The 12,615-nt window shown below is 70.7% G+C and carries 11 protein-coding genes; 3 read left to right on the top strand and 8 right to left on the bottom strand.

Annotated features, from left to right (window positions below):
- Positions 1-51 precede the first annotated feature (51 nt).
- Entirely contained in the window at positions 52-909 is an 858-nt protein-coding gene (locus tag ACFXC1_RS24035) for an esterase/lipase family protein (protein ID WP_381245661.1), read from the bottom strand.
- A 146-nt stretch (positions 910-1,055) separates the two neighbouring features.
- Positions 1,056-1,502 (bottom strand): MarR family winged helix-turn-helix transcriptional regulator, encoded by a 447-nt coding sequence (locus tag ACFXC1_RS24030; RefSeq protein ID WP_381245659.1) that lies wholly within the window; start codon positions 1,500-1,502, stop codon positions 1,056-1,058.
- 93 nt (positions 1,503-1,595) lie between these two features.
- Here ACFXC1_RS24030 and ACFXC1_RS24025 point away from each other — a divergent pair, with 93 nt between their 5' ends.
- Both ACFXC1_RS24025 and ACFXC1_RS24020 read left to right on the top strand, forming a co-directional pair.
- Entirely contained in the window at positions 1,596-1,970 is a 375-nt protein-coding gene (locus ACFXC1_RS24025) for a cupin domain-containing protein (RefSeq protein ID WP_381245657.1), read from the top strand.
- A gap of 184 nt (positions 1,971-2,154) precedes the next feature.
- Positions 2,155-2,358, top strand: a complete 204-nt coding sequence (locus ACFXC1_RS24020; RefSeq protein ID WP_381245655.1) for a hypothetical protein — start codon at positions 2,155-2,157, stop codon at positions 2,356-2,358.
- A 15-nt stretch (positions 2,359-2,373) separates the two neighbouring features.
- Here the strand turns inward: ACFXC1_RS24020 and ACFXC1_RS24015 are convergent, their stop codons facing one another.
- Both ACFXC1_RS24015 and ACFXC1_RS24010 read right to left on the bottom strand, forming a co-directional pair.
- The gene (locus tag ACFXC1_RS24015; protein ID WP_381245654.1) at positions 2,374-3,354 is read right to left on the bottom strand and encodes a DNA polymerase Y family protein; all 981 of its coding nucleotides are present in this window, start codon (positions 3,352-3,354) and stop codon (positions 2,374-2,376) included.
- Positions 3,351-6,842, bottom strand: coding sequence for a DNA polymerase III subunit alpha (locus ACFXC1_RS24010; protein ID WP_381245652.1), 3,492 nt, complete (start codon positions 6,840-6,842; stop codon positions 3,351-3,353). Before ACFXC1_RS24010 ends, ACFXC1_RS24015 begins: the two co-directional genes overlap by 4 nt.
- A gap of 302 nt (positions 6,843-7,144) precedes the next feature.
- Between ACFXC1_RS24010 and ACFXC1_RS24005 the strand changes: the two genes are divergently transcribed.
- A complete protein-coding gene (locus ACFXC1_RS24005) occupies positions 7,145-8,209 on the top strand; it encodes a DUF3533 domain-containing protein (RefSeq protein ID WP_381245650.1) in 1,065 nt (354 codons plus the stop codon).
- Between the two features lie 97 nt (positions 8,210-8,306).
- Here ACFXC1_RS24005 and ACFXC1_RS24000 read toward each other — a convergent pair whose 3' ends face one another.
- The 4 genes from ACFXC1_RS24000 to ACFXC1_RS23985 all read right to left on the bottom strand — a co-directional run bounded on the left by ACFXC1_RS24000 (position 8,307) and on the right by ACFXC1_RS23985 (position 12,612).
- Positions 8,307-9,389, bottom strand: coding sequence for a S1 family peptidase (locus tag ACFXC1_RS24000; protein WP_381245648.1), 1,083 nt, complete (start codon positions 9,387-9,389; stop codon positions 8,307-8,309).
- 229 nt (positions 9,390-9,618) lie between these two features.
- The gene (locus tag ACFXC1_RS23995) at positions 9,619-10,512 is read right to left on the bottom strand and encodes a slipin family protein (RefSeq protein WP_381246117.1); all 894 of its coding nucleotides are present in this window, start codon (positions 10,510-10,512) and stop codon (positions 9,619-9,621) included.
- A 159-nt stretch (positions 10,513-10,671) separates the two neighbouring features.
- Positions 10,672-11,571: a S1 family peptidase gene (locus ACFXC1_RS23990; RefSeq protein ID WP_381245646.1), complete on the bottom strand. Its 900-nt coding sequence runs from the start codon at positions 11,569-11,571 to the stop codon at positions 10,672-10,674.
- A 252-nt stretch (positions 11,572-11,823) separates the two neighbouring features.
- Positions 11,824-12,612, bottom strand: coding sequence for a DUF1684 domain-containing protein (locus ACFXC1_RS23985; RefSeq protein ID WP_381245645.1), 789 nt, complete (start codon positions 12,610-12,612; stop codon positions 11,824-11,826).
- Positions 12,613-12,615: the final 3 nt, after the last annotated feature.

The raw sequence follows: 12,615 nt of genomic DNA, 5'->3' as shown, positions 1-12,615 counted from the left end.
GGGGCGGGGTCTGTCCGGCGGCTCAGGTCGGACAGACCCCGCGAGGTGCCATCAGCTCAGTGCCGACAGGCAGTTGGTGGTGGTGGCGTGCGCGGGATCGAGGGCGTTGGCGACCTCGTGGAAGGCGATCCGGTCCGACAGCCCGAGCAGCGCGTGCTCGGAGAGATCGACTGAACACAGGTTCTGGATCAGCACGTTGTGCACGTCGGATCCGCTGAGGAACTGGCTCTTGTACGGCGTGACGACCTCGTCGTACCGGGTGGCGATGACCGTGTAGTGGACGCCGGGGACGGTGTCGCCGCCCGCGTTCAGCTTGGCGAGGAAGGCCGAGCCGGCGATCTGGTCGGCGAGGGCGGGGGTGGTCGAGGAGATCACGTCCTCGGCTCCGGGGAAGTACGGCAGGAGTTCGGTGAGGCCGTCCAGGGTGGTGCCGTGGTTGTCGGGCGCGATGCCGACGAAGGTGTCCACCTTGGCGGCTCCGCCGAGGAACTTGAGGTAGTAGCGGGGCATCAGGCCGCCCTGCGAGTGCCCGACGAGGTCGACCTTGGTCGCGCCGGTCGCGGCGAGCACCTTGTCGACGTAGGCCTGGAGTTGCTCTGCCGACTTGTCGATGGGGCCGAGGCCGTAGATGAGGGGGACGCCGGGAAGCTGGCCGTAGTCGAGGGAGAAGACGCAGTAGCCGCGGGCCTCCAGATACGGCGCGAGAACGAGCCAGTTGTCGGTGCTGTTGGCGAACGTTCCGTGTACGAGGACGACCGGGTCGGGGTGGGCGACGGAGGGCTTACACGTGTAGTCGTTCCAGCCGGTGCTCGGGGCGCTCGACGCGTGGGCGGCGGTGGGGAGAGCGGCGACCGCGGCGGTCAGGAGCAGCGCGGTCAGGGGTCTGAGCACTCGTTTCCAGGGCAGCATCGTGTGATCTCCTTGCGGCTCAAGGGAGTTGCGACGGCCTTACGCCCTGTGATCCGGATCACAAGAATGCTGTTCACTCGTCAAGTTACGAGCGAGTAGGTGAACTGTGAAGTTACGCGTCAGTAAAAACTTCCAGTGATAACCAGTCACCAGGTGGGCCTGATGGGACCGTAGGGCGCAATACGCAGCAAACGGTCACACAACACGCGCACTTCACCCTCCCCCAGCAGTTCGACCCACGGCCGCACGGCGTCGGCGGCGGCCTCCTCCGCCGCACGCGTGCAGGCCCAGCCCAGCTCGGTGAGCACGATCAGCCGGGCGCGCGCGTCGACGGGATGCGGGCGCCGCTCGACATACCCCTTGCGCACCAGCTCTTCGACGAGCTGACTGGCGGCCTGCTTGGTCACTCCGAGGTGGGCGGCGAGATCGGTGACCGTCGCACCGTCCGGGGCGAGACGGACGAAGGCGAACCCGTGCGCGGGCCGCACCCCCTCGAAGCCGCGGGCGACGACGCCCTCATTGATGCGCTGAGTGAGCTCACCGGCGACGGCGAGCACGGCGGCGGACAGGGCGATGGCCTCGGAGTTCTGCACGGGGGCATTGAAACACCCTTGACGAACCGGTCAAGCAGCTTGACCATAGAGCACATAGTCAAGCAGCTTGACCATCTTGGGAGAGGCCCACGCATGCCCGTCATCCGCTCGACCGAAGCCGTCACCCACGAGATCCACGGCGCCCGCTTCGTCTCGTACGCCCGTCCCGACACCGGCAGCAAGGAGTTGTGCGCCTGGCGCGGCGAGATCCCGGCCGGCACCAAGGCGCCCCTGCACACCGTCAGCCGCGAGGAGATCCTGCACATCCTCGAAGGCGAGCTGATCGTCACGCTCGACGGCCGCACCGACCGGGTCGGCGCGGGCGACACGCTGATCATCAACCCCGGCGCGACCTTCGGCGCCGAGAACCCGACCGACCGCGCCGTGATCACCTGGGTCACCACGTCCATCGGGCTGGAGGCGGAGCTGGCCGACGGCTCACGCATCGTCCCGCCGTGGGCAAACTGAGCTGTGCGCAAAGGGAGTTCGGTCACATATGGACGGCCGGAGCGTTCGGTTCGCCGCTCTCGGGACGGCCCCGGTCGGTACGACGTTCTCGTTCCGTAAGGTTTTCGACCGCCCCGGCCGCGTCCAACAGGGCGAAGCTGGGGGCCGAGCGCGGGCGGGTGCCGGTGCGAGGAATGGAGTGACCATGTTGGTCCGTGGTATCGGCGGGATCGTCCTCGTCGCGCTCGGCGCGGTCTGGATCGCGCAGGGCACCGGCGCGATGAGCGGCTCGGCCATGTCCGGCCACGGCCAGTACGCGCTGCTGGGCGTGGCGGTCGCGCTGATCGGGCTCTTCCTGCTGGTGCGGGCCTGGCGGGTGCGGAACAACGACCGCCGCCAACACCCCTGAACGCAGGGGCGGTTCTCAGTCGGCCAGAGCGGCCGGACGTACGACCCCCGGTCCGAAGCGTCGGCGGGCCCGGTCGGCGGCGGCTTCGACCGCGCGGGCGCGGGCGTCGGCGGGGTCCATGGAGAGCTGGCGGTAGGCGCTGCCGGCCGGACGCAGGTCGTCGGCGCGCAGCACGAAGGCGCGGACGCGGGCGCGTTGCAGTCCCAGGGAGGTCAACAGGCCCAGGGCGGTGGCCGCGAGAGCGGGTGAGTGGTCGGTGGGTTCCGGCATTGTGCGGGTGCGGGTGGTGGAGGTGCGGTCGGCGTAGCGGACCGTGAGGGTGAGGCGGCTCGCGAACTGCCTTTCCCTGCGCAGGCATTGGCCGATCCGGTCGGCAAGTCCCAGGACGGCCCGGTGGTGTTGGGCCGGGTCCAGACAGTCCCGGCTCAGGACCAGGTCGGCGACCAGTTGCGCCGCCGGTTCCGTGGGGACGACCGGGCGGGGGTCGTGGCCGCGGGCGCGCTCGGTCAACAGCCGTGCCTGGCCCGCCCCGAGGAGCCGTTGCAGGGTCGCCGGAGGCAGGTCGGTGAGCTGGCCGATGGTGTGCAGGCCGTACCGGTGCAGCGTGTCCGCAGTGGCGCGGCCGATCCCGGGCAGCGCGGTGACCGGCCGGGGGTGCAGCCAGTCGGCCGCCTGCCCGGTGGGCACCCAGGTGGTGTCCCCCGGGGCGGACGCGTCGGCCGCCATCGCCGCCAGCATGCGGTTGCCCGCGAGGCCGGCGCTGCTGTCGATGTCGTAGAGGGCCTTCAGTCTCATCTTCACCGTCTGGACCGCGTCGTAGGGAGACAGGTCGAAGTACCGGAGCGCCGAAGTCAGGTCCACCTGAAGGGCGTTGGGCGGGATCGCCTGGACATGGGGCGTGATTCCAGACACCAGTTCGATTACGTCGTCGTACTGGGCCCCGCTCAGCGCGGCATGCAGATGGAAGTGGGCGATGTGCCGCTGACGTGTGCTCATCCCGCGCTCCCCGGACTGCGGTGGCCGAACTTCTTGAGGTCGGCGGAGCGGGTGCCGGCGGGCTGGAGGTCGGCGTAGGGATGGAGGCGGGCGCCGGTGGTGCCGTTGGCGAGAGTGCGCTGCGGCTGGGCGGGGGCGGGTTGCGACTGTCCCGGAGCCGGCTGGGCGGGGGTCGGGTGCGGGCGGTCGGCGCCCAGGAGGGCGAGCGCCGCCTCGGGGCCGTTGTCCCGGCGGGCGCCCGCGATCTCGTCCAGGTCCCAGGCCATGGAACCGACGACGGTACGACGGGTACCGCGCACCTGGACCGTGCCGCGCACCAGCAGCAGCCCGCTGTGGAAGACGGTGTACGCGCAGGCCGGGTGGGAGTCCTCGAAGAAGGCGAGGTCGACCAGCCCCGAGCCGTCCTCCAGGGTGACGAAGATGATCCGCTTGCCGCTCGCGATCGGCGGGGTCTGGGTGGAAGCACGGACACCCGCGACCAACACCTGCTGTCCGGCGCGCAGTTCGGCCAGGTGGGCCGCGTCCGTCGCGCCGATCTCGCGCAGCAGCCGGTGGTGATGCTCCATCAGATGCCGGGAGACATCGATGCCGAGAGTCTCCAACTCGGCGCTCAGCGCCTCGCGTCCGGTCAGCTCCGGCAGCCCGCTCGGCTCCGCTCCCCCAACAGCCCCTGTGTCCATGGGCAGTTGACCTGCCCCTGCGGTCCGGTTGCGGGACTGCCGGTGCAACTCGGTGATCTGGAGCAGGAGATCACGCCGGGTGAGCCGGCCGTCATGGAGGCAGTTCAACGCGCCGATCTCGGCGAGCCGTTCGGCGACCGGTCTGCTGGGCCGGCCCCGCTGCCAGAAGTCCGACAACGACCCGTACGGCTGACCCTCCTCGATCCGCGCGCACTCCTCCTCGCCGATACCGCGCACCCCGGACAGCGCGAGCCGCACGCCCCACTCCTCCTGCTCGGTCATCTCCACGACGTGCTTCACCTTCGAACGGTTGATGTCGACGGGCAGGACCTGCACCCCGCGCCGCCGCGCGTCGGAGACCAGCACACGCTTGGGCCACATCCCGGGGTCGTGTTCGAGCAACCCGGCCAGCAGGAACGCCGGATAGTGCGCCTTGAGCCAGGCGCTCTGCAGGGCCGGTACGGCGAACGCGACCGCGTGGGCACGGCAGAAGCCGTAGGCACCGAAGGCCTCGACGGTCTCCCAGACCTCGTCCCGGACGGCCGCGCTGTAGCCACGCGCGCGTGCCTTCTGGTGGAACCAGTCCTTGATCCTGGGCAATTGGTCCTTGTCGCCGAGGGCCCGCCGGGTGATCTCCGCGAAGGCCCGGTCGCAGCCGGTCAGTACCCGGAGGGTCTCGATGATCTGCTCGTGCCAGATGGTCACGCCGTAAGTGTCGGCCAGCACCGGCTCTAGGTCCCGGTGGGCGTACTCCGGTGTGCCTCCGTGTCTGGCGGCGATGTACCGCTCGGGCATACCGCCGGCGACCGGGCCCGGGCGGAAGAGGCTGATGTCGGCGATGACGTCCTGCACGTCACGGGGTTGCAGTCGGGACAGCAGATCCTGCTGACCCGGCGACTCCAGCTGGAACAGGCCCAGCGTCTGGCTCTCCTGGATGAGCTTGAAGGCGAAGACGTCGTCGAGCGGCACCTGCCCGGGGTCGTCGAGGTCGACGCGGTTGCCGGTGGTGCGTTCGATCTCGGTGACGGCGTGGGCCATCGCGGACTGCATACGGACGCCCAGGACGTCGAGTTTGATGTTGCCGAGCGCCTCGATCTCCTCCTTCGCGGCCATGGCCATGGGGTAGTCGCCCTGCGGGGTGGGCTGCACCGGCAGCCGGTCCAGGAGGGTCGCGTCGCTGATGACCACACCGCAGGGGTGCATGGCCATGCCGTGGACCAGGGAGTCGAGGCCCTCGGCCAGTTCCCACAGGGGGCCGAACCGGCCCACCTCTCCCGCCAGTTGGCGTAGTTCGGGCAGTTCGGCGAGGGCGCTCGTGATGTCGGAGGCGCGCAGGTGCGGGAAGCTCTTGGCGATGCGGTCGACGTCGGCCGGGGCGATCCCGAGAGCGAGGCCGGTGTCGCGCAGCGCCCTGCGTGCCCGGTAGGTCTCGGGCATCGCGGTGACCGCCACCCGTTCCTTCCCGAAGCGTTCGAAGATCGTGTCGTAGCACTCCAGGCGGCGGGCGGACTCCACGTCGATGTCGATGTCGGGCAGCGATTCGCGGCGTCTGCTCAGGAAGCGTTCGAACAGCAGGCTGTGGTCGAGCGGGTTGGCGGTGGCGATGTCCAGGGTGTGGCAGACCAGCGAGCCGGCGCCGGAGCCTCGGGCGGCGACCCGGATGCCCTTGGCCCGGATGTCGGCGACGACCTGTCCGACGGCGAGGAAGTACGCGTCGTAGTTCCAGTGGGAGATGACGGCGAGTTCCTCCTCCAGCCGGTCGAGTGCCGCCCGGTCGCGGTCGAGGCCGCGTCGGGCCAGGCCCTCCTCGGATCTCAGGCGCAGCAGCCGGGCCGCACCGCCCGGCTCCGGTCCGGCGCCGAAGAGCGACGGTTCCGGGAAGTGCGGGGTGCCGAGGCCGAGGTCGACGGCCGGGTCGACGGCGCACCCGTCCGCCGTGGCCACGGTGTCCGCCATCAGCCGGCGCGCCCGGCGGGCGTCCGCCCCGGCACACTCGGCGATCATCCGCGCCACGACCGTCATCTCCTTCTCGTTCTTGAGCCAGCGCTGTCCGCTGTCCAGTCGGCGCCGGTCGATCGGGCGCAGCAGCCGGGCCGCGTCGAGGACGTCGGCGAGGCGGTGCTGGTCGGGGTCGGCGTAGCGGACGGCGTTGGAGAGCACGGCGGTGGTGCGGGTGCGGTCGGCGAGCGCCAGGGTGCGGGCGGCCAGGCGGAGGGAGCCCGGACCTGTGCCGAAACGTTTCTGCGCTACGGCCTCCAGCCGGACCTCCCGCCCGAAGATCTCCCGCCAGGGCGCCAGCAACTTCATCGCGACGTCCTTCCGGCCCACCGACAGCGCCCGCACCGGCTCCGAGAGCGGGCCGAGCAGCACGGTCAGGCCGGGGCCGCCGTACTCGCGCAGCGCCTCCCACGGCACCACCACCGGTGCCGCGCCGGACGCGGTGCCGGCGTGGGCGGCCGAGGTGATGCGGCAGAGCCGGGCCCATCCCTCCCGGTCCTGGGCGAGCAGCACGAACCGCAGCGGCGGCTCGACCACATGCGCGCCGCCACGTGCGGGGGTGCGCGGGCGCTGTGCGGGCGGCGGGGGTGCCAGCGCCTCCACCGCCAGGTCGATGCCGAAGACCGGCCGGACCCTCTCCTTCGCGCACGCCTGCGCGAAGCGGACGGCACCGGTGACCGTGTCCCGGTCGGTGAGCGCGAGGGCCGCGATCCCGCGCTCGGCCGCCCGGTCGGCGAGCTGCTCGGGATGGGAGGCGCCGTAGCGGGCGGAGTAACCGGACGCGACGTGCAGATGGGCGAAGCCCGCCATGCCGCACCTCCATCACTCCACCCCTTTTCGACCATTCGCCCGATATGTTCATCGTACGCCCGTTCGATTACCCTAACCTCATCAGCCCCGGTCAGCGACCCACGTCAACCCCGGCCGGCGACCCACATTCGAACACATCAGCGATTCCTTGGGGAGGTGCCCGGTGTCCGAAACAGACGCCACCCCGTCAGCTCCCCACCCGGGCCGAGCAGTTGGGAGGAAAACTTTTCCGAACACATGCACGACATCCGTTCGGACCCTTCCCGCCTGCGTGAACACCCGGCCACCGCGACCGTGGGGACATGACAGAGCCTCCCGGTGCCGGTACGTCCCGTACGTCCTTTCTCAGCGAGGTGAAGGACGCGGTCAGCCTGCGGGCGGCCCTGCTCGTCATCGGTGTGGTCGCCCTTCAGCTGCTCTTCATCGCCTCCTATGTGGGCGCGCTCCACAACCCGAAGCCCAGGGACGTGGCTTTCGGGGTTGTCGCGCCCGGGGTCACGGCCGAGCAGACGGTGGCCCGGCTGGAGCAGCTGCCCGGCTCGCCGCTGGACCCGCGCGTGGTGTCCGACGCGGCGACCGCGCGGAGGCAGATCCTGAACCGGGACATCGACGGCGCTCTCGTCATCGACTCGCGCGGCATCAAGGACACGCTCCTGGTCGCGACCGGCGGCGGCACGGTCCTCGCCACCACCCTGGAGACGATCACCGCCACCCTGGAGAGGGCCGAGCAGCGCACGGTGAGGGTGGTGGACGTGGCTCCGGCCTCGTCCCAGGACTTCGACGGGCTGTCGTCCTTCTACCTGGTCGTCGGCTGGTGCGTCGGCGGCTATCTCTGCGCCTCGATCCTGGCGATCAGCACTGGCGCCCGGCCCGCCAACCCGCGCCGCGCGGTGATCCGGCTGATCGTGATGGCGCTGGTCGCGATCGTCGGCGGGCTCGGCGGCGCGGTGATCGTCGGGCCGGTCCTGGGCGCGCTGCCGGGGAGCGTGACGGCGTTCTGGGGGCTCGGCGCGCTGATCACCTTCGCCGTGGGGGCCGCGACCCTCGCCCTCCAGGGGGTCTTCGGGGTCGTGGGCATCGGGCTGGCGATCCTGCTGGTGGTGATCGCGGGCAACCCGAGCGCGGGCGGTGCCTTTCCGCTGCCGCTGCTGCCGCCGTTCTGGAACGCGATCGGGCCCTCACTGCCGCCGGGCGCCGGGACCTGGGTGGCGCGCTCGATCGCCTACTTCAAGGGCAACGCCGTGACCGGGCCGCTGCTGGTGCTGTCCGCCTGGGCGTTCGCCGGGATCGTGATCACCCTGCTGGCGGCGACGCTGCGGCGGAAGCACGAGGACCTCCTGGACCGGCCGGGGTCGGCCGGCCCGTAACCACCCTTCGCCGCAGGCCTGTTGACGTGGTGAAGTCCCGCCCCCTCGCGCGCGGGCGGGACTTCACGACGTCGTGCGAACGGCGTCCTACGACAGGTCAGCCGATCTGCGCCCCGAACGTCGACAGTGCCTCGGTGACCGGCTGGAAGAAGGTCTCGCCGCCCGAGGTGCAGTCGCCGCTGCCGCCCGAGGTGAGGCCGATCGCCGCGTCGCCGTCGAAGAGGGAGCCGCCGCTGTCGCCGGGCTCGGCGCAGACGTCGGTCCGGATGAGGCCGTTGACGATGTCGCCGTTGCCGTAGTTCACGGTGGCGTCCAGGCCGGTGACCGTGCCGGTGTGCACCTGGGTCGTCGAGCCGCTGCGGGTCACCTTCTCGCCGACGGTGGCGTCGGCGGCGTGGGTGATGGGCTGCGAGGAGCCGTTGTAGAGGTCGACCGCGCTCGGGTGGGCGACGTCAGAGGTGTACTTGACCAGGCCGAAGTCGTTGTCCGGGAAGCTGGACTGCTCGTTCGTGCCGATCTCGTTGCCGCTGGAGTCGGACCAGGTGGAGATGGCCTCGGTGCAGTGCCCGGCGGTGATGAAGTAGGGCGCGCCGCCCTTGACCACGTTGAAGCCCAGCGAACAGCGGCCGCCCGAGCCGGAGATGGCGTCCCCGCCCGCGATGAAGGGTTGGAACTCCCCCTTGGTGCGCTGGAGTTCGGCCTTGGTGCCGAGTCCGTCGACGACCTTGGTGAGCTTGGCCCACTCGGCGCCGGAGACCGTGCGGTCGGCGGTGACGACGACCTTGTTGGTGGTGGGGTCGGTCGCCCATGAGGTGCCGGGGATGGTGGCGTCCTGCTTCAAGGTCGTACGGGCACTCGTCAGTTCGGCGAGGGAGTGCTCGACGATTCTCGCCCTGGCGCCGGCCGCCTCGACGGTGTCGGCGGCGGCCCGGTCGAGCACGTTGACCACGAGGCTCTTGGTCTTCGCGTCGTAGAACGTGCCGGCCGCGTCGGTGCCGAGGTCCTTGCCGAGCGCCGAGGCGAGCTTTCCGGCCGACGGGACCGAGAGGGTGCGGAGTGCGGCCGGCTGCGTTGTCTCGCTGGCGTTCGCACTCTGCAAGGTGACTCCCGCGACGACCAGCGCGGCTGTGCCCGCGCCCGCGACGACCGCCCGTCGCCCGGATATGCGTCGGTGCTTCAACTCGTGTCCTCCTGTGGGGGGTCGGCCCGGCGGGCCATGAGCGCCCGACAGGCCGAAAGGTAGGCTGACGAGCGCCTACTCTTCCGAATCGCACAGGGAGCGCACAAGGTCGACTTCAGGTCGTGCGGGTGACTGGGCCGCACGCCCCCCGCTTTGAATGTCCACGGTCATGCCAGGCCGTTCGCACTGCAAACACCGCATGCGAGCAACGGCCAGCAACCGGTGAGGACTAGTCCTGTCCGGAAATCGACCCCTCGGGCTCCGGATCCGAGTGGGGCTCTGCGGGCGGGAGTTGCTCCTGCACCGGTTGCGACGCCACAGCGGCCACCGGCGCCACCGGTGCAACGGGCGCCGCGGGCGCGGCCGGGGCGGCTCGCTCCAGGAAGCGCAGCAGCTCCACCGGGAACGGGAGGACGAGCGTGGAGTTCTTCTCGGCCGCTACCGCCACCACCGTTTGCAGCAGCCGGAGTTGCAGTGCCGCGGGCTGCTCGGACATCTGCTCGGCGGCCTCGGCGAGTTTCTTCGAGGCCTGCAACTCGGCGTCCGCGTTGATGATCCGGGCCCGGCGCTCACGGTCGGCCTCGGCCTGGCGGGCCATCGAGCGCTTCATCGTCTCGGGCAGGGACACGTCCTTGATCTCGACCCGGTCGATCTGCACACCCCAGCCGATGGAGGGGCTGTCGATCATCAACTCCAGGCCCTGGTTGAGTTTTTCGCGGTTGGAGAGGAGGTCGTCGAGGTCGCTCTTGCCGATGATCGAGCGCAGGGACGTCTGCGCCATCTGCGAGACGGCGAAGCGGTAGTCCTCGACCTGCACCAACGCGTCCGCCGCGTCTACGACCTTGAAGTAGACGACCGCGTCCACGCGCACGGTGACGTTGTCGCGGGTGATGCCCTCCTGCGCGGGCACCGGCATCGTGACGATCTGCATGTTGACCTTGCGGAGCTTGTCCACGAACGGGACGACCATGGTGAACCCGGGTCCGCGCACGTCCGGCCTGAGCCTGCCGAGCCGGAACACCACGCCCCGCTCGTACTGTTTGACGACCCGCGCCGCCGCCATCGCGTACACCGCTCCGACGGACGCGAGCGTCACTCCCGCCGTCACCAGCTCCTCGACCATCACGGCCCCCAGGGTCCGACGTGGCGCATCAGGTGCTTGCTCCGATACCACGAAGGTAACTCCGCGCTCCGCACAAGAGCGAGCCCCCGCACGCCAGTTGCGTGCGGGGGCTCACCCGCTGCCGGCTGCAGTCCGGAGCGGAGGACGTTCAGGCGGACGTCAGCCGACGCTCACGCCGTAGTAGCTCAGCGCCTCGGTGACCGGCTGGAAGAAGGTCGTGCCGCCGGAGGTGCAGTCGCCGCTGCCGCCCGAGGTCAGACCGTAGGCCACGGTGCCGGCGTACAGCGGACCGCCGCTGTCGCCGCCCTCGGCGCAGACGGTGGTCTGGATCATCTGGTACACGATGTCGCCGCTGCCGTAGTTGACGGTGGCGTTCAGGGCGGTGACCCGGCCGCTGTGCGTGCCGGTGGTGGAGCCACGCCGGTAGACGGTCGTGCCCACGGCCGGGGTGGCCGCGCTGGAGATGGTCTGGCTGCCGACCGCGCTCGGGTGGGCGATCGACGTGTTGGTGTACTTGACCAACGCGAAGTCGTTGGTCGGGAAGCTGTAACCGACGTTCGTGCCCAGCACCGTGGTGTGTCCGGAGTTGGAGTACCAGGTGGAGGCGACCTCACCGCAGTGCCCGGCGGTCAGGAAGTAGTACGTGCTCCCGCTGTGCACGTTGAAGCCGAGCGAGCAGCGGTAGGCGCCGCCGTAGATGGCGTCACCACCGGTGATCAGCCTCTTGAACTGGCCGGCCGTGTGCTTGATGGTGAGCGCGCCGGCGGTGCTGCCCGCCTGCGACTTGATCTTCGCGATCTCGGCCTGGGAGACCGTGCTGTCGACGGTGACGACGACACGGTTGGTCTTGGCGTCGACCGCCCAGGCGGTGCCCGGGACATCGGCCTTGAGCACGGACGAGTTGGCCGCGGAGAGCTGGGTCGCGCTGAACGTCTGGGCTTCGCTCGCGTTCGCGGTGGGGACGGCGAACGCTGCAGCGGCGACGAATCCGGTGGCCACGGCGATCAGCCCGGCCCGTCTCGCGATTCCGCTGCGGGGGGTGGTGCGCTTGATCCTCACGTTTCGTTCCCTCCTAGGGGAATTCGGGGGCCCGCGTGGGGTCGGGGCCCGTGAGGCGCAGTCGGGGGCGGGCGTCCGGTTTTCGAACAAGCCGTGTCCCTGACAAGCGCTGTGGGGGAGTATTCGGCTGCGTGGCCGACGGGCGCAAGGGCGCCTTTCGGCCGTGCAGCCTTCAACCGGCCCACGGTCTACGCGAGTTGATCACCCCGCCGCCGACAGCCACATCCCCGCCCACCAGGGCCGATGCCCCGTCTACCGAAGGGTGCGCTCCCCCGCCTCGATCGCGACGCCCAGCGTATTCCCCGGCGGCGGGAAAGGGCAGATGAAATGGTCGGCGAACGCGCACGGCGGGAGCACCGCCCGGTTGAGGTCGACCGTCGTGCGCCCCTCCGCATCGGGCGCGTCCGGGTACAGGAACCGGAACCGGTAACTGCTGTGCCCGCTCGTGGAGTCGGCGAACACCGCCCACAACCTGCCGTCGTCCTGCACCGCGACCTGGAGCGTCACGTCCAACCCGTCGAGCCGGAAGGCGAGTTCACCCGCGAGCCCGAGCCCGCGCCGGACACCGTCCGCCGCGTCGACGCGCACGACGCGCCAGCTGTCGTACGGCGTGAAGCGCCCCGGCACCGAGAAGCGCGGATCGTAGGGTGTCGCCTCGATACCCCGGAACGCGCGCCGGGCAGCCGAGTCGGGGTCGTAGTCGCGCACCCCCCAGTTGCCCTCGCGGACCAGGACGACCAGCCGGCGCCCGCCGAGGCCGACCCGGGCCGCGCCCGCCGGGCCGGTGTCGGCGCCGAGACGGACCGACCCGGTGAAGGGTTCCCCGTCGAGGGTCAGTCCGGTCCGCCCGTCCTCCGGAGCGGTGAGGACGACCGCGTCACCATCGAGGAGCCACACCCCGGGGATGCCCGGAAGGTGCCCGTCCGGATGGTCCTCCAGCCAGTGCGTACCGGTCAGGGCGAGCGGGCCGTGGGGCGCGGACACCGACTCCACGCGGTGCTCGTGCCACTGCTTCCACTCGACCACCGCGTCCGAAGGCATCCT

The sequence above is a fragment of the Streptomyces hokutonensis genome (assembly GCF_042751305.1).
Classification (GTDB): domain Bacteria; phylum Actinomycetota; class Actinomycetes; order Streptomycetales; family Streptomycetaceae; genus Streptomyces; species Streptomyces hokutonensis_A.
This window is presented reverse-complemented; position numbering and strand designations above follow the sequence as displayed.

What these genes read in the sequence shown, in the direction of transcription:
- ACFXC1_RS23995 (WP_381246117.1), bottom strand. Translation starts at nt 10,512, where the DNA reads ATGGTCGAGGAGCTGGTGACGGCGGGAGTGACGCTCGCGTCCGTCGGA.
- ACFXC1_RS24005 (WP_381245650.1), top strand. Translation starts at nt 7,145, where the DNA reads ATGACAGAGCCTCCCGGTGCCGGTACGTCCCGTACGTCCTTTCTCAGC.
- ACFXC1_RS24035 (WP_381245661.1), bottom strand. Translation starts at nt 909, where the DNA reads ATGCTGCCCTGGAAACGAGTGCTCAGACCCCTGACCGCGCTGCTCCTG.
- ACFXC1_RS23985 (WP_381245645.1), bottom strand. Translation starts at nt 12,612, where the DNA reads ATGCCTTCGGACGCGGTGGTCGAGTGGAAGCAGTGGCACGAGCACCGC.
- ACFXC1_RS24020 (WP_381245655.1), top strand. Translation starts at nt 2,155, where the DNA reads ATGTTGGTCCGTGGTATCGGCGGGATCGTCCTCGTCGCGCTCGGCGCG.
- ACFXC1_RS24025 (WP_381245657.1), top strand. Translation starts at nt 1,596, where the DNA reads ATGCCCGTCATCCGCTCGACCGAAGCCGTCACCCACGAGATCCACGGC.
- ACFXC1_RS24010 (WP_381245652.1), bottom strand. Translation starts at nt 6,842, where the DNA reads ATGGCGGGCTTCGCCCATCTGCACGTCGCGTCCGGTTACTCCGCCCGC.
- ACFXC1_RS24015 (WP_381245654.1), bottom strand. Translation starts at nt 3,354, where the DNA reads ATGAGCACACGTCAGCGGCACATCGCCCACTTCCATCTGCATGCCGCG.